General features: G+C 63.6%; 16 protein-coding genes. 9 read left to right on the top strand and 7 right to left on the bottom strand.

All coding sequences use genetic code 11. From position 1 onward, the window contains the following. Position 1 precedes the first annotated feature (1 nt). The 5 genes from ybaL (at position 2) to B0E51_RS18015 (ending at position 8512) form a co-directional block, all read left to right on the top strand. Positions 2 to 1693, top strand: coding sequence for a YbaL family putative K(+) efflux transporter (gene ybaL, locus B0E51_RS18035; protein WP_143526009.1), 1692 nt, complete (start codon positions 2 to 4; stop codon positions 1691 to 1693). 91 nt (positions 1694 to 1784) lie between these two features. Further along, positions 1785 to 3206 (top strand): sugar porter family MFS transporter, encoded by a 1422-nt coding sequence (locus B0E51_RS18030; RefSeq protein ID WP_077446273.1) that lies wholly within the window; start codon positions 1785 to 1787, stop codon positions 3204 to 3206. A gap of 164 nt (positions 3207 to 3370) precedes the next feature. Next, a complete protein-coding gene (locus tag B0E51_RS18025; protein ID WP_254424579.1) occupies positions 3371 to 4399 on the top strand; it encodes a LacI family DNA-binding transcriptional regulator in 1029 nt (342 codons plus the stop codon). A gap of 278 nt (positions 4400 to 4677) precedes the next feature. Then, positions 4678 to 7566, top strand: coding sequence for an EAL domain-containing protein (locus tag B0E51_RS18020; protein WP_077446271.1), 2889 nt, complete (start codon positions 4678 to 4680; stop codon positions 7564 to 7566). A gap of 151 nt (positions 7567 to 7717) precedes the next feature. Beyond that, the gene (locus B0E51_RS18015) at positions 7718 to 8512 is read left to right on the top strand and encodes an SDR family oxidoreductase (RefSeq protein ID WP_077446270.1); all 795 of its coding nucleotides are present in this window, start codon (positions 7718 to 7720) and stop codon (positions 8510 to 8512) included. 19 nt (positions 8513 to 8531) lie between these two features. On the opposite strand, the gene B0E51_RS19695 is transcribed toward B0E51_RS18015, so the two are convergent. From B0E51_RS19695 to B0E51_RS17985, 6 genes are all read right to left on the bottom strand, one after another. Beyond that, entirely contained in the window at positions 8532 to 8720 is a 189-nt protein-coding gene (locus B0E51_RS19695; protein ID WP_343124674.1) for a zinc-binding dehydrogenase, read from the bottom strand. A gap of 23 nt (positions 8721 to 8743) precedes the next feature. Continuing rightward, positions 8744 to 9601, bottom strand: a complete 858-nt coding sequence (locus B0E51_RS18010; RefSeq protein WP_217333129.1) for an NADP-dependent oxidoreductase — start codon at positions 9599 to 9601, stop codon at positions 8744 to 8746. A gap of 751 nt (positions 9602 to 10352) precedes the next feature. Beyond that, positions 10353 to 10685 (bottom strand): MmcQ/YjbR family DNA-binding protein, encoded by a 333-nt coding sequence (locus B0E51_RS18005; RefSeq protein WP_077446269.1) that lies wholly within the window; start codon positions 10683 to 10685, stop codon positions 10353 to 10355. A 99-nt stretch (positions 10686 to 10784) separates the two neighbouring features. Further along, positions 10785 to 11153, bottom strand: a complete 369-nt coding sequence (locus tag B0E51_RS18000; protein ID WP_077446268.1) for a nuclear transport factor 2 family protein — start codon at positions 11151 to 11153, stop codon at positions 10785 to 10787. Positions 11154 to 12000: 847 nt separating this feature from the next. Further along, a complete protein-coding gene (locus B0E51_RS17990) occupies positions 12001 to 13689 on the bottom strand; it encodes an alpha-amylase family glycosyl hydrolase (protein WP_077446266.1) in 1689 nt (562 codons plus the stop codon). 37 nt (positions 13690 to 13726) lie between these two features. Next, positions 13727 to 15196, bottom strand: coding sequence for an MFS transporter (locus B0E51_RS17985; RefSeq protein WP_077446265.1), 1470 nt, complete (start codon positions 15194 to 15196; stop codon positions 13727 to 13729). Positions 15197 to 15581: 385 nt separating this feature from the next. On the opposite strand from B0E51_RS17985, the gene B0E51_RS17980 reads away from it, so the two are divergent. From B0E51_RS17980 to B0E51_RS17965, 4 genes are all read left to right on the top strand, one after another. After that, positions 15582 to 16595, top strand: a complete 1014-nt coding sequence (locus B0E51_RS17980) for a LacI family DNA-binding transcriptional regulator (RefSeq protein WP_077446264.1) — start codon at positions 15582 to 15584, stop codon at positions 16593 to 16595. A gap of 195 nt (positions 16596 to 16790) precedes the next feature. Beyond that, complete coding sequence (locus B0E51_RS17975; RefSeq protein WP_254424573.1) at positions 16791 to 19283, top strand: exo 1,3/1,4-beta-D-glucan glucohydrolase; 2493 nt, start codon at positions 16791 to 16793, stop codon at positions 19281 to 19283. 423 nt (positions 19284 to 19706) lie between these two features. Next, positions 19707 to 22139, top strand: a complete 2433-nt coding sequence (locus tag B0E51_RS17970) for a TonB-dependent receptor (RefSeq protein WP_077446262.1) — start codon at positions 19707 to 19709, stop codon at positions 22137 to 22139. Between the two features lie 239 nt (positions 22140 to 22378). After that, the gene (locus tag B0E51_RS17965) at positions 22379 to 23974 is read left to right on the top strand and encodes a tryptophan halogenase family protein (RefSeq protein WP_077446261.1); all 1596 of its coding nucleotides are present in this window, start codon (positions 22379 to 22381) and stop codon (positions 23972 to 23974) included. A gap of 62 nt (positions 23975 to 24036) precedes the next feature. On the opposite strand, the gene B0E51_RS17960 is transcribed toward B0E51_RS17965, so the two are convergent. Beyond that, positions 24037 to 26241, bottom strand: a complete 2205-nt coding sequence (locus tag B0E51_RS17960; RefSeq protein WP_077446426.1) for a Six-hairpin glycosidase-like protein — start codon at positions 26239 to 26241, stop codon at positions 24037 to 24039. Between the last annotated feature and the right edge of the window lie 5 nt (positions 26242 to 26246).

The following is a 26246-nucleotide window of genomic DNA, read 5'->3' as shown; positions in this document are numbered from 1 at the left end:
CATGCACGACGCCCCGCTCATTGCCACCATCGTCAGCGGCATCGTGCTGGCCTTCGTCTTTGCCGCCATCGCGCACAAGCTGAGGCTGCCGCCGCTGGCCGGTTACCTGATGGCCGGTGTGGTGGTCGGGCCGTTTACGCCGGGCTATGTCGCCGATGGCCATCTCGCGCACCAACTGGCCGAGATGGGCGTAGTGCTGCTGATGTTCGGCGTCGGCCTGCATTTCTCGCTGAAGGATCTGCTCTCGGTCAAGAACATTGCGATCCCGGGTGCGCTCGGCCAGATGGCGGTGGCCACCGTGCTCGGCATGCTGCTTGGCTGGGGCCTTGGCTGGCCGTTTGCGCAGGGCTTCGTGTTTGGCCTGGCACTGTCGGTGGCCAGCACCGTGGTCTTGCTGCGCGCGATGGAGGAACGCCGCCTGATGGAAACCGAGCGCGGCCGCATCGCGATCGGCTGGCTGATCGTCGAGGATCTGGCGATGGTGCTGGCGCTGGTGCTGCTGCCGGCGATCGGACTGGCACTGGGTGGCGGCGAGCAGGGCGGTGTCACCTTGTCGTTCGGGGCGATCGCCGGCACCGTCGCGCTGACCATCGGCAAGGTGGTGCTGTTCGTGGCGATGATGCTGGTGGTCGGCAAGCGACTGATCCCGTGGATCCTCAAGGTCGTCGCGCACACCGGTTCGCGCGAACTGTTCCGCCTTGCCGTGCTGGCGATCGCGCTCGGCGTCGCGTTCGGTGCGGCGGGCCTGTTCGGGGTGTCGTTCGAGCTGGGTGCGTTCTTCGCCGGCATGATGATGGGCGAGTCGAAGCTGGCCCAGCGCGCCACCGAGGAAACCCTGCCGCTGCGCGATGCGTTCGCCGTGCTGTTCTTCGTCTCGATCGGCATGTTGTTCAACTATCACGTGGTGCTGACCGAGCCGCTGGTGGTGCTGGCGGCGCTGTCGATCATCGTGATCGGCAAGTCGCTGGCGGCGTTCGGCATCGTGCTGGCGTTTGGACGGCCATTGCGCACCGCGCTGACGATTGCCACCAGCCTGGCGCAGATCGGCGAGTTCTCGTTCATCCTGATCGGCGTGGGCGTGGCGCAGAACCTGGTGTCGAAAGAAGCGCAGGACGTGCTGCTGGCCGCCGCGATCCTTTCGATCCTGATCAACCCGCTGCTGTTCAAGCTGCTCGATCGCGCCAAGCCGTGGCTGGATGCGCGCGAGGCACGCCAGCTCGGCGACGCGGTTGTACCCGCGAGTATCGAACCGGCGCCCGAGATCCTCGTCACCAGCGCGCTGAGCGGGCATGTGGTGGTGGCCGGCTATGGTCAGGTCGGGCAGCTGGTTGGCGAGGCGTTGCACGGTCAGGGTCATGCCGTACTGGTGCTGGAAGAGGAAAAGGAGCGGGTCGCGATGCTGCGCCAGCAAGGCATCGAGACGATCGTCGGCAACGCGGCACGGGACGATGTGCTGGAAGCAGCCAACCTCACCCAGGCGCGTGCGCTGGTGGTGACCGTGCCCGATGCGTTCGAGAGTGGCGAAGTGGTGCGGGTCGCGCGGCTGGCCAATCCGCAACTGCAGATCATTGCCCGCGCCGATTCCGATGCCTGCATGGCACACCTGCAGCAGCAGGGCGCCGATCTGGTGGTGTTGGCCGAACCCGAGCTGGCGCGTGGCATGCTCGAGCATCTGGGTGCACTGCAGCACTAGTTGCTGCATACGTATTCAGCCGGACACGACGGGGACTGCGGTGCAGACTCGGTCCACAATTATTTGATGCCATGAACGTTGGGGAGACGCGATGAGCACAATGGACGCGACAGATGGATCGGGCCAGCACGCCACCACACGGGTGGTGTTGATCTCGGCGGCAGCGGCGCTGGGCGGCTTCCTGTTCGGCTTCGACACGGCGGTGATCAACGGCGCGGTCGATGCGATCCGTGGCGCTTTTACGCTGGATGCTGCACAGACCGGTTTTGCGGTGTCGTGCGCCTTGCTCGGTTCGGCGTTGGGCGCGTGGTATGCCGGCATGCTGGCGAACCGCTGGGGTCGCGTGCGCACCATGCAGGTGGCGGCCGTGCTGCTGGTGGCCAGCGCGCTGGGTTCGGGACTGGCGGGTGCCGTGTGGCAGCTGATCCTGTGGCGACTGGTCGGTGGCATCGGCGTCGGCGTGGCCTCGGTGATCGCGCCGACCTATATCGCCGAAGTATCGCCCGCGTATATCCGCGGCCGGCTCGGTTCGATGCAACAGCTGGCGATCGTGCTGGGTATCTTCGCGGCCCTGCTCAGTGACGCGTGGCTGGCCGGTTCGGCTGGCGGTGCGTCGCATGCGCTGTGGTTCGGGCTGGGCGCCTGGCGCTGGATGTTCCTGGCGGCGGTGCTGCCGGCCCTGATCTACGGCACCCTGGTGCTGGGTGTGCCGGAGTCGCCGCGCTATCTGGTGGCCAAGGGTCGTCTGGCCGAAGCCAGGGACGTGCTGCGCCAGGTGTTGAACATGCATAGCGACGCCGCGCTGGACAGCAAGCTGCACGACATCGAGGACAGCCTGCGTTCGGAACATCAGCCGCGCCTGAGCGACCTGCTCGGCAAGGCCGCGGGTCTGCTGCCGGTGGTGTGGATCGGCATCCTGCTGTCGGTGTTCCAGCAGTTCGTCGGCATCAACGTGATCTTCTATTACTCGTCTACTCTGTGGCATTCGGTGGGCTTCAGCGAGGCGGATTCGTTCACGATCACCGTCGTCACCTCGGTGGTCAACGTGCTGGTGACCCTGGTGGCGATCGCGCTGGTCGACAGGATCGGCCGCAAGCCGCTGCTGGTGGTCGGCTCGGCCGGCATGGCGATCACCTTGGGGCTCATGGCCTGGTGCTTCTCGCAGGCTACCGGCAGCGGTGCCACGCTCAGCCTGCCAGGTGCCACCGGCATCGTCGCGCTGGTCGCGGCGAATGCCTACGTGGTGTTCTTCGGAGTGAGCTGGGGTCCGGTGGTGTGGGTGCTGCTGGGCGAGATGTTCCCGAACCGGATCCGCGCGACCGCGCTGGCCGTGGCCGCTGCAGCGCAGTGGCTGGCGAACTTCGCGATCACCAGCAGCTTCCCGGCGCTGGCCGAAATCGGCCTCACGTTCGCCTACGGCCTCTACGCCGGCTTCGCCCTGTTGTCGCTGCTGTTCGTGCTGTACGCGGTACGCGAAACCAAGGGGGTCGAGCTGGAAGACATGCGCGCCTGAGCGCCGTCAATCGCGAATTCCTCCCGGCAACTGCCTCAATGACACCACCGGGTTGCCCCCGCATCGGCCGCATCGGGCCGGATACGACAGGCGGCGCGCAAAGCAGCTAGGATTCCGCTCAACGGGTAGCGTTTCGCCGCCCGTTGAGCGGAATCCGGATCAGGCTGCAGATGAAGGGAAAATCCACATCCATCGATATCGCCCATCTGGCCGGGGTCTCGCAGGCCACTGTGTCGCGCGCGCTGCGCGGCAGTCCATTGGTCAATGAGGAAACCCGCCGGCGCATCGAAGCTGCCGCCGAACAGCTGAACTACAAACTCGACAAGAACGCCTCCAACCTGCGCCGGATGCATACCGGCACGCTGGCGCTGCTGTTCTTCGAGGACCCCACCGCCGACGAGTCGCACATCAATCCGTTCTTCCTGTCGATGCTCGGCTCGATCACCCGCGCCTGCGCGCTGCAGGGCTACGATCTGCTGATCTCGTTCCAGCAGTTCTCGCGCGACTGGCATGCCGATTTCGCCGACAGCAAGAAGGCCGATGGGCTGATCCTGCTCGGCTACGGCGATTATCTTGCCTACACCGACAAGCTGGAAAAACTGGTCGCCCAAGGCACCCGTTTCGTGCGCTGGGGTGCGGTGCTGCCCGATCAGCCCGGCGTCTCGATCGGGTGTGACAACTTCCGTGGCGGTCAGGACGTGGCCGAACACCTGCTGGAGCGTGGCTGCCGCCGCATCGCCTTTCTCGGCGACGCCTCCAGCCATTATCCGGAATTCTTCGCGCGCTACCGCGGCTATGCCGATGCGTTGCAACAGGCCGGCGTGGAGGTCGATCCCGCGTTGCAGGAAAACGCCGAGAGCACCGAACGTTCCGGTTATGAAGCGATGCGCGCGCTGATCATGCGCGAGACCGGCTTCGACGCAGTGTTCGCCGCCAGCGACCTGATCGCGATCGGCGCGATGCACGCGCTCAGCGATCACGGCTTGCGCGTACCGCAGGATGTTGCGCTGGCCGGTTTCGATGACATCGCCATGGCCAGTTTCGTCAATCCGCCGTTGACCACGATCCTGCAGGACACCCGCCAGGCCGGCGAAACTCTCGTCGACAGCCTGCTCAGCCTGATCCGCGGCGAGTCAGTGGAAAGCGAGGTGTTGCCGGTGAAGCTGATGGTGCGGCGGTCGAGCCTGCGCTAGGGATGGTCTGAATAATTCTTTGCCGTCATTCCAGCGAAAGCTGGAATCCGGCGTCTTTGGTGACTTGCGACGGCCCTGGACCCCAGCTTTCGCTGGGATGACGGGTTATTCAGACTATCCTTGGATACGCGAGCCCCGCTCCACAAACCTCCAGCATGCCTTGGGTCTGCGCAGACATCGTGTGCACCTGGGAAAAATCCGCATTGCGGCCCTTGCGCGGCATGGCTTAACCTGCCAAAGCCGCCTGGCCACGTCGCATGACAGGATCGCGTGCTTCCATGGAACACACTCAGCAGGAGTCGGAGTTTCATCAGGTATTCGACCGCATCACCGATGCGTACGTGGCCCTGGATCGCGATTGGCGTTGTACCTGTCTGAATGCGAAAGCCTGCGAATTCTTCGGCCGCCGCGCCGAGGAGCTGATCGGCAAGCACATCTGGACGGAATTTCCCGAAGGCATCGACCAGCCGTTCCACCGCGCCTGCGAGCAGGCAATGGCCGAGCAACGTCCGATCCTGCTCGAGGCGTTCTACCCGCCGCACAATCGCTGGTTCGAGAACCGCATCTACCCGTCGGCCAACGGCCTGACCATCTATTTCCTCGACATCACCGAGCGCAAGCAGGCCGAGCAGGCGTTGCAGCAACAGCAGCGCATGCTCGATCAGGCCCAGCAGGTTGCGCACACCGGTAGCTGGGAATGGGACATCGTCGGCAATCGGGTGACCTGGTCGGCTGAGTTGTACCGCATCTATGGTGCGGCACCGGCGAACCATGCAGCTACATTCGAGTCCTATCTGACACTGGTGCACCCGCTGGATCGGGCACGCGTGCAGGGGATCGTCGAGCAGGCATTGCGGAACCAGCAGCCGTTCGAGTTCGAGGAGCGCATCGTGCGGGCGGATGGCACCGAACGCACCCTGTTCAGCCGTGGCACTGTGGATGTCGACGAAACAGGCCAGCCTACCCGCATGCTGGGTGCATGCCAGGACATCACCGAGCGCAAGCGGGCCGAGCAGATGGCTGCCGGCCAGCATGAAATCCTGGTCGGGATCGCGGCACAACAGCCACTCGCGGAAAGTCTGCAACGCATCGCATGTCTGCACGAGACACTGAATCCAGGCGCGCTGTGCTCCCTGCTGCTGCTGGACGAGGATGGCCGGCACGTACTGCATGGCGCCGCGCCCAGCTTGCCCGATGCATACAACCAGTCCGTGAATGGACTGGAGATCGGCGAGTCGCACGGCTCATGTGGCACCGCCGCGTGGCGCTGCGAGCGTGTCGTGGTGGCGGATATCGCCACGCACCGGCACTGGGAGAATTATCGGGAAATCGCGCTCGCCCATGGGCTGAAAGCATGCTGGTCGACTCCGGTGTTCGGCAGCCACGGCGAAGTGCTCGGTACGTTCGCCGTGTACTACCGCGAATCGCGTGAGCCGCGCCCGGAGGAACTGCAGAGTATTGATCGCATGCTGCCGATCACCGGCATCGCGATCGAGAGCGATCGCCTGGTCGAGCGCCTGCGCCAGCGCAACCGTTTCTTCGAAATGTCGCTGGAAATTTTCTGCATCCTCGATCCGCAGACCGAACGCTTGATCCAGTTCAATCCGTCGCTGCCGCGCGTGACCGGTTACAACGCCGAAGAGTTGATATCGAAAAGCTACCGTGACTTTCTGCGGCCGGAGGAGGGCGCAAGTACATCGGATCCGATGCCGGTCATGACCGGGTCGGGGCCGCGGGTACATGAGTTCGTCAACCGCTGCGTGTCCCGGGACGGCAGCGAACACTTGCTGGAGTGGGTTTCGTTTGCCGCCCCGGACGGCATGCTCTACGCCGTGGCGCGCGACATCACCGAGCGCCGCCGCGCCGAGGAGGAACTGGCCTATGCCTCCAGCCACGATGCGGTCACCGGCTTGCCGCATCACCTGATGCTGGAGCGTGCGCTTGCCGTGATGCTGCAGGATCCAGCCATGCCGGCATGGGTGCTGATCGTCGGCCTCGATCGCTTCCAGGTAGTCAACGAGTCGGTAGGTCACATCACCGGTGACGATGTGTTGCAGCGTCTGGCCAGCCGGCTGCGGGCCGCGGTGGGCGCACAGGGGCAGATCGCACGCATCGCCGGCGACAAGTTCGTGGTCGCTGCGCGTGGCCTGTCGCGGCACGCGGCACTGGAGCTGGCCGAGCAGTTGCGCATGGTTGTTGCCGAACCGATCGAGGGTCGCGATTACCGGCTGTTGCTGACCGCCAGCGTCGGTATCAGCCATTCGCCCGATCATGGCGAGAATGCGCGCAGCCTGCTGCGCAGCGCCGAAGCGGCGATGACACAGGCCAAACGCGAGGGGCGCGACCGGGTCTGCGAATTCTCCATCGGACAGATGCACGACCTCGAGGATCGGCTGTTGCTGGGCCGCCATCTGCGCGATGCGATTCAGCAAGATGAGCTGGAGCTCTACTTCCAACCGCAGCACGGCGCGGCTGATCGTGCGTTGACCGGCTTCGAGGCGTTGCTGCGCTGGAACAGCCGGGAGCTTGGCCTGGTCTCGCCGGGCCGTTTCATTCCGATTGCCGAGGCGCTGGGCATGATGCCCGAGATCGGCGAATGGGTGCTGGATCGCGCTGCCCGGCAGATGCGTGCGTGGCTGGATCGCGGACATCGCGACTTCACCGTGGCCGTCAATGTCTCGGCGCAGCAACTGCAGCATCCCGATCTGGTCGAGCAGGTCAGTGAGGCGCTGCATCGGTATGCGGTGCCAGCAAGCATGCTGGATATCGAGATGACCGAGAGCGCGTTGATGGAAAACGTCGCGCGAATCCGCCGCACACTGACCGGGCTCAAGCTGCTGGGAGCCCGGCTTTCGCTGGATGATTTCGGTACCGGCTATTCCAGCCTGGCCTATCTGAAACAGTTTCCGATCGACAAGCTCAAGATCGACCAGAGCTTTGTCCGTGGTCTGCCGACCGATGTCGACGACAGTGCGATCGCCCAGACCATCGTCGAGCTCGCCCACCAGCTGCACATGGAGGTGGCCGCCGAGGGCGTGGAGACGCCGGCACAGGCCACCTTTCTGGCCCGGATGGGCTGCGACGAATTGCAGGGCAATCACCTGGGTGCCGCCTTGCCGGCGCATCAGGCCGAGGCGTTCTTCGGTGTGCCGCAGAAGGTGGGTTAGCGGCACGTCGGGCTGCAGCAGTCTTCATTCCATGATTGCTGTATTGCATGCATCCGTCTGTGTGGCTTGATTCAGCGGCTTGCTGCCCTCAATCCAGTGCACTGGAGTAAGTGGCCTTGCGCCGCGTCGTCATTCTCACCGGAGAACCTTCATGCATATCGACCTGAGCAAGCGCCGCGCGATCGTCACCGGCTCCACCGCCGGCATCGGCCTGGCGATCGCCAGCGGCCTCGCTGCGGCGGGTGCGCACGTCGTCATCACGGGGCGCACGCTGGCACGTGTGGACGAAGCCATCGCCAGCATCACCAAGAACGTCAGCGGTGCGCGCCTCAGCGGCGTGGCCGGCGACCTCGGCACGCGCGAAGGTGCCGAGCACTTGATCGCGCAGGTGCCGCAGACCGACATCCTGGTCAACAACCTCGGCATCTTCGAGCCGAAGGCGTTCTTCGAGATTACCGACGCAGACTGGCTGCACTTCTTCGAGGTCAACGTGATGAGTGGCGTGCGGCTGGCGCGGCATTACGCACAGGGCATGGCGCAGCGCGGTTGGGGCCGCGTGCAGTTCATCTCCAGCGAATCGGGCGTGCAGATTCCCGCCGAGATGGTCCACTACGGCACCACCAAGACCGCCCAGCTCGCCGTGTCGCGCGGCCTTGCCGAATCACTTGCCGGCACCGGCGTCACCGTCAATGCGATCCTGCCCGGCCCGACGCGCTCGGAAGGCGTCGGCGATTTCTTCGGCAAGATTGCGACGGAGCAGGGTGTGCCACTGGAACAGGTCGAACGCGATTTCATCGCCACCCATCGCCCGTCGTCGCTGATCAAGCGGCTGGCCACCGTCGAGGAAGTTGCCAACCTCGCGGTGTATCTCGCTTCGGAGCAGGCCTCGGCGACCACTGGCGCGGCAGTGCGTGTGGATGGTGGGGTGGTGCGGTCGGTGGTTTGATGAGCGCAGTGCGCTTTGATTACCCGGGCATGGTGACGACAATCTTGCCCTTGGCATGCCCCGCTTCAAGCCTGGACATCGCCTCGGCGATTCGCTCGAAGGGATACGCGCTGTCGACAATTGCCTTGAGTGCACCAGCATCGACAAGACGGGCAAGCTCGGACAAGTCCTCGCTGCTCGGGTGCATGAAGAGGTAGCGGTAGCGCACCCCGTGCTGGCGGGCGCGGAGTCTTAGCGGGAAGCTCGCCACCCAGACAACGCCTGCAACCCCAGCACGCGTCCCAGGTCCTTCGATGCCGTTTGTGGCTCGGGCATCCCGGCGATGCTGAGGACGGTGGCGCCCGGCCGCACTATGGCAAACGCTTGCGCAAGCGCACGGCCGCCGACAAGATCAAATGCCCCGTCGAATCCCGAAAGAACTGTTTCGGGAGATTCTTTCGTGTAGTCCACGACCGTGTCGGCGCCAAGCTGTCGCACCAGCGCTTCCCCTCGGGGCGACGCAGTTGTCGCCACCTGGGCGCCAAGGTGCTTTGCGATCTGTATGGCGAAGCTGCCCACGCCGCCGGCGCCGCCGGAGATGAAGATGCGCTGCCCGCTCGCGACGTGCAGCTCGTCGCGCAGAGCTTGCAGCGCGGTGAGGCCGGCGAGGGGAATGGCGGCGGCCGTCGCGAAATCGAGGCTCGCAGGCATCACGGCAGCATGGCCGTCCTCGACGACTGCGAACTGGGCGAATGCGCCCATGGCGCTTTTGTCGACGCGTGCGAACACCCGGTCACCGACACGAAAACGCTGCACCTGGTCGCCGCACGCGACCACTTCGCCAGCCAGTTCATTGCCAAGTACGGCTGGCAGTCGATAGCGCTGCACAGGCCGCAAGTCGCCCCGGCGAGTCTTGAAGTCCACCGGGTTCAGGCCTGCAGCACGCACCCTGACGAGCAACTGCCGCGAGGCAGGCTCAGGCAGCGGCACTTGCGTCAGGCTCGTGCATTCAGGGCCACCGTAGGCCTTCAATACGAATGCCTGCATATGCTTGGGCAACCCTTGGTTACCGACGGCTTCAACTTCTTCACGTTGCATCTGCTCGATCATTCTTCGACTTGCCCTGGTATCTCACTCGCTGATTTCCGCCGAACGTTGGAGTCAAGCGGCGGCGTAACCGTCCACCTCGAACGAATGGTTAGGTGCTGGACGTGACCAGCTCAACATCCGGAATCCACGGTTGCGACCATCGTGCGACCCTTTCAGCATGCCGTCGGGGAAGCGGGCTGAACGCGGGTATGTAGCTCACGCCCATCTGCTTTGCAGATGATGATCGCTTGCGACCACACCATGATCGGATAACACCATCGTGATTTCTTCAATGGGCGTGTTTTGCTGCTGAGGCGTTGGAGGCACCCCGTTTTGTGATGCTTGTGCAGGCAAGAGCGACAAAAGCAATATGGTGTTGCACGTTTTGGTCGTCTGACCGGTCGTGAACGTCGCTGACTTACTGCATGTACCAGCTCACCCGGTTCCCGTTGCAGTATCGGCAGTCGCCCTCCCCGCAACAAAGGTCACAGCTCCGACCATAGGAATCGCTACATGAACCGTGGCAGCGGGGACAGGCACCGGTCCCGTTGCAGTCCGAACACGGCAGGGAAACCTGATTTTCATTCGTGCCACATCGACTGCATGCACGGTGCCGAGCAGTACCGGCCTGAATCCATTCCCCAAAGGCGTGATTACAGTTTGTTTGCATGCCTAATCCCCATCGGATCTTTGGTTACTAGACTACTAATGGTTCACTGATCATCTAACGCTTGAGTCAAGCGGCGGCGTAGCCGTCCTCTCGGATGAGTAGTCAGGCTTCGCCACGCTGCGTGAGCGAGGGGGGTGCCTTGTTTATCCACGCGGAGCGAACCAAGGTCCTGACCGCGTCAGGTGTAGCAGCAGCAAGCTGGATGCGAATACCTCGAACCTTGCCGCCCCACAAAAGCTTTTCGATGAATTGCGGAAATAGCGCAAGCGCGTGCTCGCGAGAAGTTTCGTTGACGAAGACGTGAATGTGTTCGCCGTGCGGGGGGACTGTAACAAAGATTTTGCCTTGCACGCGGAACGAGGAGTACTCGTGATGAGGCTCCTCGGTAACGTCAGGAAGCCCGAGCGCAAAACGACGAACATCCGCAAGTTTCATGCAAGGCCCAACATTTGAGATGAGCGAATGGCCAGTCCGCTCAATGGAAGGATTAGGCGGTACTCGACGAACTTGCACCAGCCTAGCTAGGCTCGTGTCTTACGCACCACCTGCGTAGAAAAATTCCTCTCGTATTATCTTTCCGTTCTTTACGGTAAACAGACCAACCTCGTCCATCTTCATTCGTTGCCCGGAGGGCTTGTTCGTCACGTCGTATTGGAACCCGACGATGAATCTGTCGCCGTGCGGCCAAGGACCGGTTACAGAGGCAGAGTGGATCTCGTGATTGGCGCTCCACCATTCACCTTTTGCCTGAATTGCTGCAAGCCCCCTCGCTTCTTGTTGCCCGCCAGGTGGTGCGAATGCTTCTACGCTCACTGCATCAGCAGCGTACAGGGCCTTCGCCTCGCTGTTCTTTCCTTGCTTGCATAGTTCCACCAGCTTGGTCGCGATCTCAATCGTGTTCATGGTGTCTCCTTTTCAGAAAAATGAAGAACCTGACAGGTCCTGCTAAGGGTAAACCTATGCGCGGACCGCGTTCTCGAGGTGACGCCTAACGCCTAAGCTAAGCGGCCGTGCGGGCCGCAACGCATGATTGCACCGGAAACTTCCTCCCGCACGGTCCGCTTGAGCGCATAGTCAGACCGTGACGCTGCGCGACGAGAGCGCTTCTCTTGACGGGCCCGAATGGGGAACCAGTGACTAGTAGACCTACAAAAAATTAATCACCGTGGGTAACTTGAATGAATAGCTCCGGGACGGAGCTTGAGCACCCCTTTGCACACACAAAAAACGTGTCATTGTAGGCGCCTTTTTCGTACCACACACCGACCTTTTGCTTTGGATAGATTTCTCTGTACAGAGCGCGAGCCGCGAAGAACTGCCGTGAGTTCCGTACTCCTTGAGAATATATGACCTCGCCTTCCTGACGACGACATTCGATGACTGTTCCGTCTGCGACACAGTGCGCGAGCTTTGAGTTGATTGCCCCATAAATGTGGGGATCCGCTTTGAACTCAAGCACTAAGTGGTCGCGGCCTAGCTTTCCGACAAACTCCATTTCATCTGGACCCAGAGCATGCGCCGCGCCCGAAGCAAGAAATAGAAATATGAAAACGATAGATCTCACCGCAGCCTCCGCTGTTGGTTTTGACGGCCTAACGCTAAGCAGATTTCAAATTGCAGTCTAATCCCTGCAGCCTATCCCGTGCGATGTGCTCTGTTTGCAAGACGTCGGCCCATGAAGATAAACAGCTTGGGTCGCAGGGCGCAGCCCAATCCTGCAACCTAATCTGGCCATGTTGAGTCGAGTGGTTTAGTTGGCTGGATGTCCGCGTTCCTGCACCAGTCGCGTCAGCTCAGCAACAAGATCGGTACGGGTGATGGCTGCATCAAACAGATAGACCTGTACGTCGTGTGCGCCGACGCTGGCGTGCAGATGGCCGCCATTGGCTACCTCGATCGAGCTGTCACCGACGGCAGCTTTCCAATGACCCGGCTGCAAGTCGTCGCTGATGGTGAAGTCGGCCGACTGGTCGCCCTTGTTGAGCAGCACCAGCGCAATCTGGTGCACCTCGCCTTTCTGATAGACGCGATAGAACGCAGCCTGATCCCCGGCGAAGCGCAGCGGCAGCATCAGGCCGCGTTGCAGAGCGGGCGTGTGCTCGCGCAGTTGCGCGATGCGCTTGAGATGTTCGTAGATCGGACTCTTTGACGCGTCGTCGATGCGCTGCTGACCGTAGTAGTTGCGGTTGCCTTCATGCTCGGCCTTGCCGCGCTCGAAGCCGGTTTCCGAGCCGTAGTAGATGGCCGGAATGCCGCGCGCGGTGAACAGCCAGTTGTTGGCGTCAATGAAGCCGTTGTCGCTGGCGTTGAGTCGCGCCATGTCGTGGTTGTCGTAGAAGGTGACCAGGTCGTACGGGTTCGCGTAGGGGCCGTTGGTGAGGTAGAGGCGGTCGAGCAGGTGGGCGTAGTCGCTGCCGGGATGTTCGAATACGTCGGCGACGCGCCCGCGCAGCGGGAAGTCGAGCACGCTGATGCCGCCGCTCTTCGCCCAGGTGTACTGGCCGATGTTGTCGGGGCTGTAGTCGAACGCCTCGCCGAACATGAAGAAGCCCGGATGCTTCGCGCGGATGCGTGCGGCGAACTGTTTCCAGAACGCGGTGGGCATGTGGCTGATGGTGTCGATGCGGAAAGCGTCGGCACCTTCGGCGGCCCATTGCAGATACGCACCGACGAAGTAGTCCAGCACGGCCGGATTCTCGTCGTCGTTGTTGGAGAGCTGGGCCAGATCCTCGTACGCGTGATAGAAGCGATGCAGCGGATTGCGCACGGGGTCGAGCTGGTCCGGTCGCAGGTTCTGCTCGTCGGCGATCAGCTTGCCGTCCTTGTCGTAAATCTGGCCGAACATCGGCTGCGCCTTCGGCATGCTGAAGGCGGGCGAGCCGTGATTGGCGACGATGTCCTGCACCACCTTCAGCCCCTGCGCGTGCATCGCTGCGGTGAACTGGGCGAAGTCGAGGTTCTTGCTGGGCAGGTGCGGGTCGAGCTTGTAGAAGTTGACGCCCCAGTAGCCGTGGAAGCCGGTCTTGCCGCGGTCGGTGAACTTCGAGCCCCAGCTCACCGGGTCGCCGCCGGTGAACGCCTCGTCCGGGTTCTGCACGATCGGGGTGATCCACACCGCGCCGAAGCCCATGCTGCGGATATAGCCGGCGTTGTCCAGCACGCCCTTGAAGTCGCCGCCGAGGTAGCCGATGTTGTCGCTCTGGCCCTTGGGTGCGCCCGCTACCGGAATATCGAAGGTGGGATGCGCGCCGCCCTGATGGCGCTGATCGTTGGACGGATCGCCGTTGACGAAGCGGTCGGTCATCACGAAGTAGATCGCGTTGGATGCGAACGGCTCGTCGGTGCCAACGAACTCGGGTGTCTTGGTTGGTGTGGCCGCGTGCACGAGGCTGCAGGCGAGAGTGGCGACGAGGACGGGAAGCAGGTGCAGCTTGGGCATGGTTGGGGCTCTATGGAGCGGGGCGCGGGTGTGTCAGTTACACGCTAGCCTCGGGTTCGGGCACGCGCAGCGTGCACAGGCCCGCGATGAGCAGGCTGGCGCCGCCCAGGCCGAGTGCCCAGATCGGCTGGTTGTGGAAGCACAGCCGCAGCAGCAGGCCGAGCACGCTGGCGGCGAGCAGTTGCGGGATCACGATGAAGAAATTGAAGATGCCCATGTAGACGCCCATCTTCGCCGTGGGCAGGTTGTCCGACAGCAACGCATAAGGCAGCGACAGGATCGAGGCCCACGCAAAGCCGACGCCGACCATCGAGGCGAGCAGCCAGTGTGGATCGCGGATGTACAGGAAGGACAGCAGACCAGCACCCCCAAGACACAGGTTCACCACATGGCTGATGCGCAGGCCCCATCGACGCACCATCAGCGGGATAAGCACCGCGGCCAGTGCGGCAAAACCGTTATACGCGGCGAACAGCACGCCGACCCAGTTGGCACCCTCGTTGTAGGCGGACGAGCCGGTATCGATGGTGCCGTAGATCGTCTGTGTCACGCCCGAGGTGGTGTAGATCCACATCGCGAACAGCGCGAACCAGGAGAACAGCTGCACCCAGGCCAGCCGCCGCATCGAAGCCGGCATGCCATAGAGGTCGCCCATCACTTCGCGCAACATGCGGTGGCTGCGGGTGCGACTCAGCCATGCGAACAGCAGGCCGAACACGATCAGGCCGCCGGCCAGCAGGTAGACCTCTTTCTCCAGCGTGAAATGCCTGATCGCGAGCAGCACCGCGATACCGACCAGCAGCAGCAGCACGCCCGGCCGCCAGGCGCGCGATGCATCCACGGCCGGTTCATCTGCCACGTTGTCGGTGAACGATTGCAACTGCGCGGGCGGGTATTCGCGCGTGGTCAGGATGGTCCAGAGCACCGCGCCAAGCAGCACCGCGCCACCGGCGTAGAACGCGTACTTCACCGTATCGGGGATGCCTCCGTCCGTCGCCACGTTGGCCACACCGAACTGCGCCAGGATCCACGGCAACATGGAGGCGATCACCGCGCCAGCACCGATGAAGAAACTCTGCATCGCATAACCGGCAGGTCGTTGCTGCGTGGGCAGTTGATCGCCGACGAAGGCACGGAACGGCTCCATCGACACGTTGATCGACGCATCCAGGATCCACAGCAGGCCGGCGGCCACCCACAGCATCGGTGCGTTCGGCATCCACAGCAGCGCCAGCGAGGCGAACACCGCGCCGAGCAGGAAGTACGGCCGGCGCCGGCCCAGCCGGTTCCAGGTGCGATCGGAGTAGTGGCCGATGATCGGTTGCACGATCAGCCCGGTCAATGGCGCGGCGATCCATAGCGCCGGGATGTCGTTCACGTTCGCGCCCAGCGTCTGGAATATCCGGCTGACGTTCGCGTTCTGCAGCGCAAAGCCGAACTGGAGGCCGAGAAAGCCGAAGCACATGTTCCAGATCTGCCAGAACGACAGTGCGGGTTTCGGCGTCATCGGTGGCTATCCTTGTTGCAGGTGATGTCGCGCGGCGCGCCCGCGTTCGCTCGCGGCATGCTCAACACACGCGCACCGTGGGTACTGAGCTGTGGTTGATCCGGATCATTGGCACCTCCCCTCAGGCAGCAGTTATGTCATGGCGTGGCGCATCCCGCATGCTGCGGGCGCAGCATCGGTGCACCTTGCTGCCGGGCGACAGCCCTGCATGGTAGGCAGCGTCGCAGTGCAGTAACCAGCGCCTGCATACGTATTCATGGCTGCGTCGGCACGCCGCGTAGCGGCCTCGCTCCCTGCAACGCCGATCGTCCCTGTAAAGCGTCCTTGTAAAGCGGAGGGCTCTGGCGGCATAGTCGATCGACAGTGTGACGACCACGGAGAATCCATGCGGGTACGCCTCGAAGATGTGGCGCGCGCGGCGAATGTATCGCCCAAGACGGTGTCGCGTGTGCTCAATGACGAGGCCAACGTGACCGATGCCACGCGTCAGCGCGTGCGCGCCGCCATGGAGGCGATGGACTATCGCCCGCATCCATCGGCGCGCAGTCTGGCGGGCAATCGCTCGTTCCTGGTGGCGATGTTGTACGACAACAATGACAATCCGGCCTCGACCTATCTGGCCGAGATTCAGGATGGTGTATTGGAGGCTTGCGACGCGCATCGCTACAGCATGATGGTGCGTCCGCTTCGCATGCGCGGCGGTGATTTCATCCGTCGCTTCGATGCACTGATTTCCGATCATCACCCCGATGGCGTCGTGCTGACGCCACCGATCACCGACTATGCGCCGCTGCTGAAACGCCTGCGCGAGTCCAACGTACCGTACGCCAGCGTGTCGCCGCAGCGGCGTGGCAAAGTCATCGGCGTCACGATGGACGAGCAGCGGGCCGCACGGGCGATCGTGGAACATCTGCTGGAACTGGGGCATCGGCGGATTGCCCACGTAATCGGCATCGCCGACCACGGTGCCAGCCGCTGGCGTCTGGCTGGTTACCGCGAGGCGATGGCCGCCGCGGGCCTGCCGGAGGATCCGGCCATGGTGGTGCAGGGCGCCTTCACCTTCGGCTCCGGCGTGGAGGCGGCGCGGAAGTTGTTTGCGCTGGCCAAACGGCCGACGGCGGTGTTCGCCGCCAACGACGACATGGCCACCGGCGTGATGTGGGCGGCTGGCGAGTACGGCTTGAAGGTACCGCAAGACCTGTCGGTCTGCGGCTTCGACGATACGCCGCTGTCGCGCCAGCTGTGGCCGGCGCTCACCACCGTCCAGCAACCGAGTCGCGAGATGGGCAAGATCGCCGCTGAGCAATTGCTCGGCGCATTGCGCGGTCACGGCGCTGGCCAGCTGGTGCAGGTGCCCTTCGTCCTGCAGATCCGCGGCTCCACTGCCGCTGCCCCCTGAGGCCACCCACTCCGCCGCACGACTCGGCAGTCATGTTGCAGAGCAAATTGACAGCGCTGTCATTTCTGCCACCCTGCGGCTCAGACGCGCACCGCCGGTGCGCCAGCCAGGAGCGTTGCCGTGCCACTGTCGCCCCCATCGAGCCCGTTGCTGCGACACCTCTCCATGGCTTTGTCACTCGCTGGCGTACTGCTCATGACCGTTCCCGCCATGGCCGGCGACACGGCTGTTGTCCACCCCGAGCTGTGGCCGGAAGTCAGCTCGCCGCTGCCACCTGATCCCGTGCTCGAGTCCCGGGTGCAGGCGCTTCTGGCGAAGATGTCGGTGGCAGACAAGGTCGGCCAGATGATCCAGGCCGACATCAAGTACGTGACCCCGGACGATGCGCGCAAGTACCGTCTGGGCTCGATCCTGGCCGGTGGCAACTCCAAGCCGAACGGGCAACAGACCGCAACGGCGGTGCAGTGGCAGCAGCTGTCCGATGCGTTCTACCACGCCTCGATGGACACCGCGGGCGGTCGTCTGGCGATCCCGGTGCTGTTCGGCATCGACGCCGTGCATGGCCACAACAACCTCGTCGGCAGCACGCTGTTTCCGCAGAACTCCGCGCTGGGTGCCACGCGCGATCCGCAGCTGATCCACGAGATCGGCGAGGTCACTGCGAAGGAGTTGCGCGCCAGCGGCATCAACTGGACTTTCGCGCCCACGCTCACGGTGCCGCAGGATGTGCGCTGGGGCCGTTCCTACGAAGGTTATTCGCAGAATCCGGCACTGGTGGCGCAATACGCCGCCGCCGTGGTCGGCGGTCTGGAAGGCAAGCCGGGTACACCGCAGTTCCTGGATGCCGAGCACGTGATCGCCACCGCCAAGCATTTTGTCGGCGACGGCGGCACCCGCGACGGCAAGGACCAGGGCGATGCCGAGGTCAGCGAGGCGGTGTTGCGCGATGTGCACGCGGCCGGCTACCCGCCCGCGATCAAGGCCGGCGTGCAGGTGGTGATGGTCTCGTTCTCCAGCTGGAACGGGGTGAAGATGGCCGGCAACAAGGCGCTGATCACCGACGTGCTGAAGGAGCGCATGGGCTTCGACGGGATCGTGCTGGGCGACTGGAACGCGCACGGCCAGGTACCCGGCTGCACCAACGAGGATTGTCCGGTGGCGTACAACGCCGGGCTGGACATGCTGGAGGCGCCCGATTCCTGGAAGGGTCTGTATGAGAACACCCTGGCCGAGGTGAAGGGTGGGGTGATCCCGATGAGCCGCGTAGACGATGCGGTGACCCGCATCCTGCGGGTGAAGCTGCGCCTGGGCATGTTCGAGGCCGGTCCGCCATCGGCCAACCCGCTGGTGGCCCGGTCGGCGCAGGTGATCGGCAGTCCCGCGCATCGCGCACTGGCACGCCGGGCGGTACGCGAGTCGCTGGTGCTGCTGAAAAACAACCACGGCGTGTTGCCGATCGATCCGCGCAAGCACATCCTGGTCGCCGGCGACGGCGCCGACAACATCTCCAAGCAGAACGGTGGCTGGACGCTGACTTGGCAGGGCACTGGCCTGACCAATGCGAATTTCCCCGGGGCCACCTCGATCTGGGCCGGTCTTCGCGCGCAGGTGCAGGCGGCTGGCGGCAGCGCCGAGCTGGCGGTGGATGGCGATTACAAGCAGAGGCCCGACGTCGCCATCGTGGTGTTCGGCGAGGATCCCTACGCCGAATTCCAGGGTGACCTGCCGAATCTGGCCTACCGTCCGGGCAACGACCACGACCTCGACCTGTTGCGTCGCCTGCACGTGCAGGGATTGCCGGTGGTGGCGGTGTTCCTGACCGGGCGACCGCTGTGGATGAATCGCGAGATCAACGCCGCCGATGCCTTCGTGGTGGCATGGCTGCCGGGCAGCGAAGGCGAGGGCATTGCCGACGTGCTGCTGCGCACCCGCGACGGCCGCATCGCGCACGACTTCCACGGCAAACTGGCCTATGCGTGGCCGCGCAGCGCGGTGCAGATCCCCGTCGTCGCCGCCGCGCGGGGCGAGCGTCCGCAGTTCCCCTACGGCTTCGGCCTGACCTATGCCGATCGCGGCAACACCGGCCCGTTGTCCGAGGATGCCGGGATCGTGTTGAGCGCTGCGCGGGCCGGCGTCTACTTCACCCATGGCAAGCCGACGCAGGGTTTCACACTGCGCCTGACCGGTGCGAACGGGGCGGCCACGAATGTCGCCGCCACCCCTGCCGCCACGCCCGACGGCAGCCTGCGCATCGGCGCGCTCGACTACAAGGCGCAGGAGGACGCGCGCAGCCTGAGCTGGTCCGGCAACGGTGCGGCAGATGTCGCGCTGGTGGCACCTGCGCCGCTGGACGTGGAACGTGAAACCAATGGCGATGTGTTGCTGGTGACCACGTTGCGGGTCGATGCGGTGTCGTCCGGGGAAACTTCGATCGGTGTCGGTTGCGGCATCGGCTGCAGCGGTGAGGTGCCAGTCGGCCGACAGCTTGCTGCGTTGCCTCACGGGCAGTGGCTGCGCTTGGGCATTCCGCTGAAATGCTTCCGCGACGCCGGCGCCAACATGAGCAGCCTGGACCGGCCATTCGAATGGACCAGTCATTCCGGTGAACAGGTCGCCGTCACCGACGTGTCGCTCGGCACGGTAGCGGACCGGACGCTGGCGTGTCCGGCTCACGGGGGCAAGCCATGAATGTCGAGCCGTTGTCCGCAGTGGTGATGTCAATGGTGTTCATTGCGGGTTTCGCGATGTTGGCCGGGTCGTTGCGCCGGCACGACTTCGGAATCAGCTACTCCACTTTCAGCAGGCGCAGGTCGACAGGTGGATGCCGTCTTCGCGGGATTGGACGCCAAGACGTCTATTTGCGTTGCATCAATAACAAGCTGTTGGAAGGCCAAGCAAGCGGCGTGAGGGGCCGTAAAGCATGAGGTTGTGAATGCCTTGATGGCTTGTTGCTGTGCGACAAGCATTCATCGCAGAGGCGCTCTATGATCAGTCAATGACAGCGCTGTCATTTCAGGATCAACGGTGTGGCGTGGGGAGCGGGGAAATCTTTGTCTTGGCCGGTGTTCGTGGCGGCCAACAACCATCCGAACGATTTAGAGGGAGAGCCAGATGAATCTGCATCACAAGTTGTTGTATGTCGCCATGGCACTCGTGCTCGCTCCGGGCACGCTGCTTGCGGCAGGTCAGGACGCACCGGCGCCAAACCCGTCATCGCAGAATCCGAACGCCGCTGACAAGAAAGTCAAGGATCTGGATGCCATCTCGGTTACCGCGACCAAGCGCGAGACGCCGCTGCAGAAAACGCCGGTGGCAGTCACGGCGATCACGGCGGACACGCTCGACAAGGAGCGCGTGATGACCGTGCAGGACCTGACCAAGCTGGTACCGGGCCTGCAGGGTACGTCGGAGGGCGACCATGACGTGGTGACGCTGACCATGCGCGGCATCGGCAACGACAGCGCCAAGACCGAGTATGCCGATCCTGAAGTCGCCACCTTCGTCGACGGCGTGTATGCGCCTCGCGCCGAGGCTGCCTCGGGTCTGCTGCTGGACATGGACAGCGTCGAAGCGCTGCGTGGCCCGCAGGGCACGCTGTGGGGTCGCAACGCCACCGCTGGCGCGATCAGCTTCCAGACGGCCAAGCCCGACATCAACGGCGGCTTCTACGGCAATGGGCAGATCGAGGCAGGCAATTACAGCCAGATGGGAACGCGCGCCGCGATCAACCTGCCGATCAGCAGCACCTTTGCGATGCGCGTGGCGGCGGTGCACGAGCAGCATGATGGCTACGTCAACTACCAGAACCCGGCCAGCGAGATCCCGTCGGTGGCACAGCAGCAGGCGACCTATCTCGCCTCGGGCGGCAATCCGGCAAGTTTCCAGCCGATCAATCTCAACCAGTTCATCCAGAGCGGCAAGAAGTACGACGCGCAGGATCAGTCCGCCGTCCGCGTGAGCGCGCTGTGGCAGCCCAGCGACGCGTTCAAGTGGAACCTGTCGTACGAGTATTTCGTCGATCGCGGCACGCCCAGCCTGAGCCTGATGCAGCAGCCACGCCCGGGCCAGGATTTCTGGTCGGCGCTGATCGACACCGCGCCGTATCTGGATCGAACTTCCAAGACGGTGCGTAGCCGGATGGACTGGGAAATCAACGACGGCATGGAACTCAGCTATATCGCCGGCTACAACCGCTATTCCGGCAAGAGCGACTTCGACCAGGACGTCGGCGTGGCCGTACCCACCAGCTTCACCACCGGCGGCGTGCGCCAGGAAGACCGCACCAACTATTCGAACTACGAAAGCTACAGCAGCGAGGTCGACCTGAAGTCGAAGGGCCAGCAGGCGATCGACTGGATCGTCGGTGCCTACTACGAATACGAAGACAACAACATCCGCTTCGACATTCCGATCATGAACGGTACCCAGCAGGGTACGGTCAACTGGCAGGGTTCGTTCATCCAGCCGAAGGAAACGGTGGAGTCCAAGGCGGTATTCGGCCAAGCCACCTGGCATATGTCCGATCATTGGCGCCTGACTGCCGGTGCACGCTGGTCGCATGACGACAAGGCCAACGACGGCGGCATCAACTGGGATTGGGACTACGATCCGACGGTGCCGCAGCAGCCGATTTCTCCGGGTGTCCTGCCGGGTCCATCGACCGGCTTCAGCGCGGGCCAGTACAACACCGCCACGTACAGCAAGAGCAAGATCACCTGGCTGACCCGCGTGGACACCGACCTCGGTGAGCATGGCCTGGCCTATGCCAGCGTCTCGACCGGCTACAAGTCCGGCGGCACCCAGGACGGTGGTGCGCTGTACAAGCCCGAGTCACTTACCAACTACGAAATCGGCACCAAGTTCGCGTTCTTCAACGGGCATCTGACCTGGAACAGTGCCGCGTACTACGAAGACTTCAAGAATTTCCAGCTGTCCGCGCCAATCACCTATGCCAATGGCGCGCATGGCCTGGGCTTCTCGAACGTGCAGGGCAATACCGAAGTGATCGGCTTCGAGTCGGAGCTGGCTTACCAGCAACAGGATGACCGTCTCAACCTGATCTTCTCGGCCATCCCCAAGAAGAAGCTCGGCACGCTGCTTTATGCCGGCAGCAACGACTACGCCGGTTTCCCGGCATGCCCGCCGACCGCGCCGCTGGGCGTGGGCAACTGCCTGAACGTTACCGGCAACGACCTGCCGCATGCACCGAACGTCTCGCTGACCGGCATCTACGAGCATGACTTCCACCTGGGCAATGGCGGCCGCCTGACGCCGCGCCTGAGCGCCCAGTATCAGAGCGCGCAGTGGCTCAGCTGGTTCAACCTGGGGGCACCCGACGAGCAGAAGGCGTATGTACGTGGCGACCTCTCGCTGCGTTACAGCGAGCCAGGCGATCGCTGGTACGTCAATGTGTATGTGCAGAACGTCTCGGACGACCGCATCAAGACCAGCGCAGGCAGCAGCCTGGTCAATGGCGACCTCGTATACATCTCCCAATACCTGCCGCCGCGCACCTACGGTGTCCAGCTCGGCTTCTGGTTCTGATGGTCGAGTCCGTGCGGCTAGTGACGCAACACCGTTGCCGTTCTGAAGGCATCACGACGAGGATGTCTTCAACCCTCCCCTGAATGGCACTTTGGCCGGACTCCCCTGGAGTCCGGCCTTTCTTTGGGAGGCTGCGACGAGGCGTGTTTCTTGCGGTGCAAATTGACCACGTGGTCATCGAGCCATGCAATTGCCGAGTCAGAGGGTGTCGTCTGTACCGTCTGCGAAAGGAACAGGACATGTCGAGATTGAAGAAAGTGCTGGTGGTGGGCGGCGGTACGGCCGGCTGGCTGGCTGCGTGTTACCTGGCCAAGGCCATGAATGCGGTTCATCCGGACAGTGTCCAGGTGCATCTGGTCGAGTCGGACCATATCGGCCTGCTCGGGGTGGGCGAGGCCACGTTTCCTTCGATCCGCGGCACCTTGGCGGCGATCGGGCTGGACGAGCGACGCTTCCTGGTGGGGGCCACGGCAACCTACAAGCAGGGTATCCACTATCGCCATTGGGTCAGGCCGCCGGGCACGCCCGGCAGTGACCATTTCTTCCACCCTTTCAGCCAGCCGAGCCAGCGCCCTGGCGGCCCCGAGCTGTTGCCGTACTGGCTGCTGGGAGCCGCTCCCGCGGGGGTGTCGTTCGCCGATGCAGTGACCATGCAGAGCACCCTGGTCGATCACGGACGCGGCCCGAGGCGCTCGACCGATCCCGATTACCAGGGACCGATGAATCATGCGTTCCATTTCGATGCTGCCTGCTTCGCCAAGGTGCTGGCGGAACACGGTCAGGAAACGCTGGGAGTGAAGCGGCACGTCGCAACCGTCGAGCGCGCCGTGCTGGACGAGCAGGGCGCCATCGCATGTGTAGTGACCAAGGAACTCGGGGAGCTGACCGCAGATCTCTACGTGGATTGCACCGGCCTGCGCGGCACCTTGATCGGCGGCATCATGCAGTCGCCGTTCCGCAGCCGCCGGGACGTCCTGTTCGCCGACCGCGCGGTGGCGATGCAGGTGCCTTATGCGAAGCCGGATGCGCCGATCCCGCCTTACACCATCTCCAGCGCGCAGGAGGCCGGCTGGATCTGGGACATCGGCTTGCAGAAGCGCCGCGGTGTCGGCTACGTGTATTCCTCGCGCCACACGGATGACGAGCGTGCGGAGGCAGTGTTCCGCCGTTACCTGGGTTCGGCCGGCGAAGGGCTGGCAGCCATGCACATCAAGTTCGAAACCGGTTACCGGCCCGAGCACTGGCGCAAGAATTGTGTTGCGGTCGGCCTTGCAGGTGGCTTCGTGGAGCCGCTGGAATCGACCGGAATCGCGTTGATCGAACTGGCTACGTATCTGCTTACTCATCTGTTGCCAGGCGACACCGACAACATGGAAAGTGCCGCGCGTCATTTCAACGAGATGATGGTTGCACGCTACGACCGCATCATCGACTTCATCAAGATGCACTACTGCCTGAGCCAGCGGCGCGACTCGCGGTTCTGGATCGACAACTCCGACGCGGCCAGCATCCCGCAAACCCTGCAGGAAAAGCTCGCGAAGTGGAAGCATCGGCCGCCGCATCGGCTGGATTTCGTCGGCGACCTGGAAATGTTCATGACCGCCAGCTGGCAGTACGTGCTGTACGGCATGGAGTTCCAGACCGACTTCGAACCCATGCGCAGCGCCTATCCGCACATGGAGGCGGCAAGTCGGGAATTCGCGATGATCCAGCAGGCGGCCAGTCACGCACTCGATGACCTGCCGGATCATCGTGCGCTGGTCGAACAGCTGTGCCGCGAACATATGCAGCGCATCCGGCCGCGTGCAGATATGGCTGCAGCCGCTGGCAGTTGAACTGACGATCGCACCTGCCGTGCTCCTCCGTGTTGAAGGGAGGGGCCGGGCGGATCAGCTTTTCATGGCGTGGCGATCGCGACGCCCAGTGGCGCAATCAGCAGATCGCCGATGCTGGCGCTGTTCAACGGGCCGTCGGTGCCACCGGCGCCGCCGGTGTAATGCGCGAAGTGGGTGAGATAGCTCATGTTGAAACCGTCATCGAGTGCGAAGTGGCAGCTGGCGCCGGCTTTCGCGGCGAAGCGGCCCCAGGTCGAGCGCTGCACGCCGATGCTGTGCGGCATCACGATCGGCAGGCGCTGCTCGTCGCTGCCGTGACAGCGGATCAGCAGCATCTTCACGGCGGCGGTGACGCCGGTGTTGATCGGGCCATGTGCGTTCGCGTAGTCGAGTGAAACGCGATAGTTGCCGGTGGCTGGCGCTGTCCACGTGCGTGGCCAACTGCCAACTACTTTCATCACATCGCCCACGCAGGTGTCGGGGCTGTGCAGTGATTCGAGGCCATGTGCATCGATGCGCGTGGCGCTGACGCAGCTCAGTCCCGGCTGATGCGCGAGCTGGCCGTTGCCGTCGATGCTGCCGTGGCGTTTGCCGTTGATATAAAGCACAACCTTGCCGTCGACCTGCACGCGCCAGCCGTCGGCATCAGCGATCAGCACGGGCGCGGGTGGGGCGGCCGGTGCATACGGCGGTGCATCGGTGCGCAATGGCAGATCCGGCACCTGGATCGCCTTGAGCGTGACGACCGTGTTGGTGCCGTGCGTGTCGGTGCGGTCGGCGACCAGCAGGTTGCCGTCGACGTGCGCGGGAAGTTGCAACGTGATCTGTCGATCCGGCAGATCCAGTTTGATCGACGTGCGCTGACCGAACAGCATCGGCACCAGCGAGGTGGGCAGCTTCGGTTCGACGCGGCCATCTTCAGTGAGACCGAACACGCCTTCGGTCACCACCGCGAGATAGGCAGCCACCGACCACACTTGCCGCGGCGAATTCACCACAGGGCCGCTGAGCTTGCCCTCGTCCACGTGCTGACCCTGGGTCAGCAGTTCGTAGTTTTCCATGTTGGAGCCGTACAGCGCGGCCCCGCGCATCACCGATTCGATCTCGTGCGCAATGCGCGCCGGCGCGTTCACTACGCGCGCAGCACGCAGTGCGTAGGCGCTGACGAACGGCCAGATCGCACGATTGTGATAGATCGGCTGGTCGGCGCGCTCGGGCCAGATCACCGGACTGCCAGCCGGCCAGGTCGGATAGTTCGCCAGCGTCTGCTGTGCGCGCGCGCCATCGGCCACGCCGCTGGTGACCGCCAGCGCGATGCCGAGCAGGTCGTAGGTGTCATAAGGCGTACCGTCGCCGCCGAGGTAGCTCATATAGAGGCCGCGGTCGGCGCGCCAGAAGTGCGCGTTGATTGCCGTCTTCAGCGCCACAGCCTGCGCGCTATAGTCGGTGGCTGCCTGTGCATCGTGGTGTGCGTCGGCCAGCGTGGCGGCCAGCTGCAGTGCCTGATAATGCAGCACATTGGTGGATAACGCGAACGACTGCCCGATAGTGACGACGTTATCCGCCGTCCATGCCGGATAGGTCTGCTCGCGCCAGTCGAGGAAGGAGGTTTCGCCGCGATAGAGTCCGAACGTGGCGTCGAATGCGTACTGCCGATCCTGCGTCAGCGTGTTGCCCAGCGCATGGTAGACGTCCTCGGCGAAGGCCTTGTCACCGAGCAGATGCTGTGCGCCGAGAAACCACACCACACGGTCGGTGCTGATCGGCCAGCTGCCGCCGGAGCCGGTGTCCTGCATCACAACGTATTGTCTTGAAGCCGAACCCTGCGGCGCAGACGGCACGCGTACGTCAGAAAGCTTGAACTGCAGGCCGTTGCGCGAACGCGCAGGATCGAAGCGCCACAGACCGAGGTCGACCGAATACGAAAGATCGCGCGTCCACACATACGGCCACTTCAGGCCGGTCTCGAAACACTGGCAGGGAATCGGCTGGCCGTGATCGAACGCACCATCGCGGATCGCCGTTACCGAATCCTGTTTCAGGTCGTCCTGCGCCATCGCGAACAAGCCGTCGAACAGCAGGCTGGCAGTCTTGGTGTGCAGTGGCTGAGCCGGGATCACGCGTTGCCCGTACGGCCACGCCAGCGTGTAGCTGCCTTGCGCGTCCTGGCTCATGCTCACGTGCACACCGTGCCAGTCAAGGCCGTCCTGCCATGCCGGCGCATTGGCGCTTGCCGCCATGCCTGCGACCAGCAGCATGCTCAGCATGCGCA

This window comes from Rhodanobacter sp. C05, from assembly GCF_002001165.1.
In the GTDB taxonomy this organism is placed as follows: domain Bacteria; phylum Pseudomonadota; class Gammaproteobacteria; order Xanthomonadales; family Rhodanobacteraceae; genus Rhodanobacter.
Note: the sequence above shows the minus strand (reverse complement) of the source record. Positions and strands in the feature narration are given on the sequence as shown.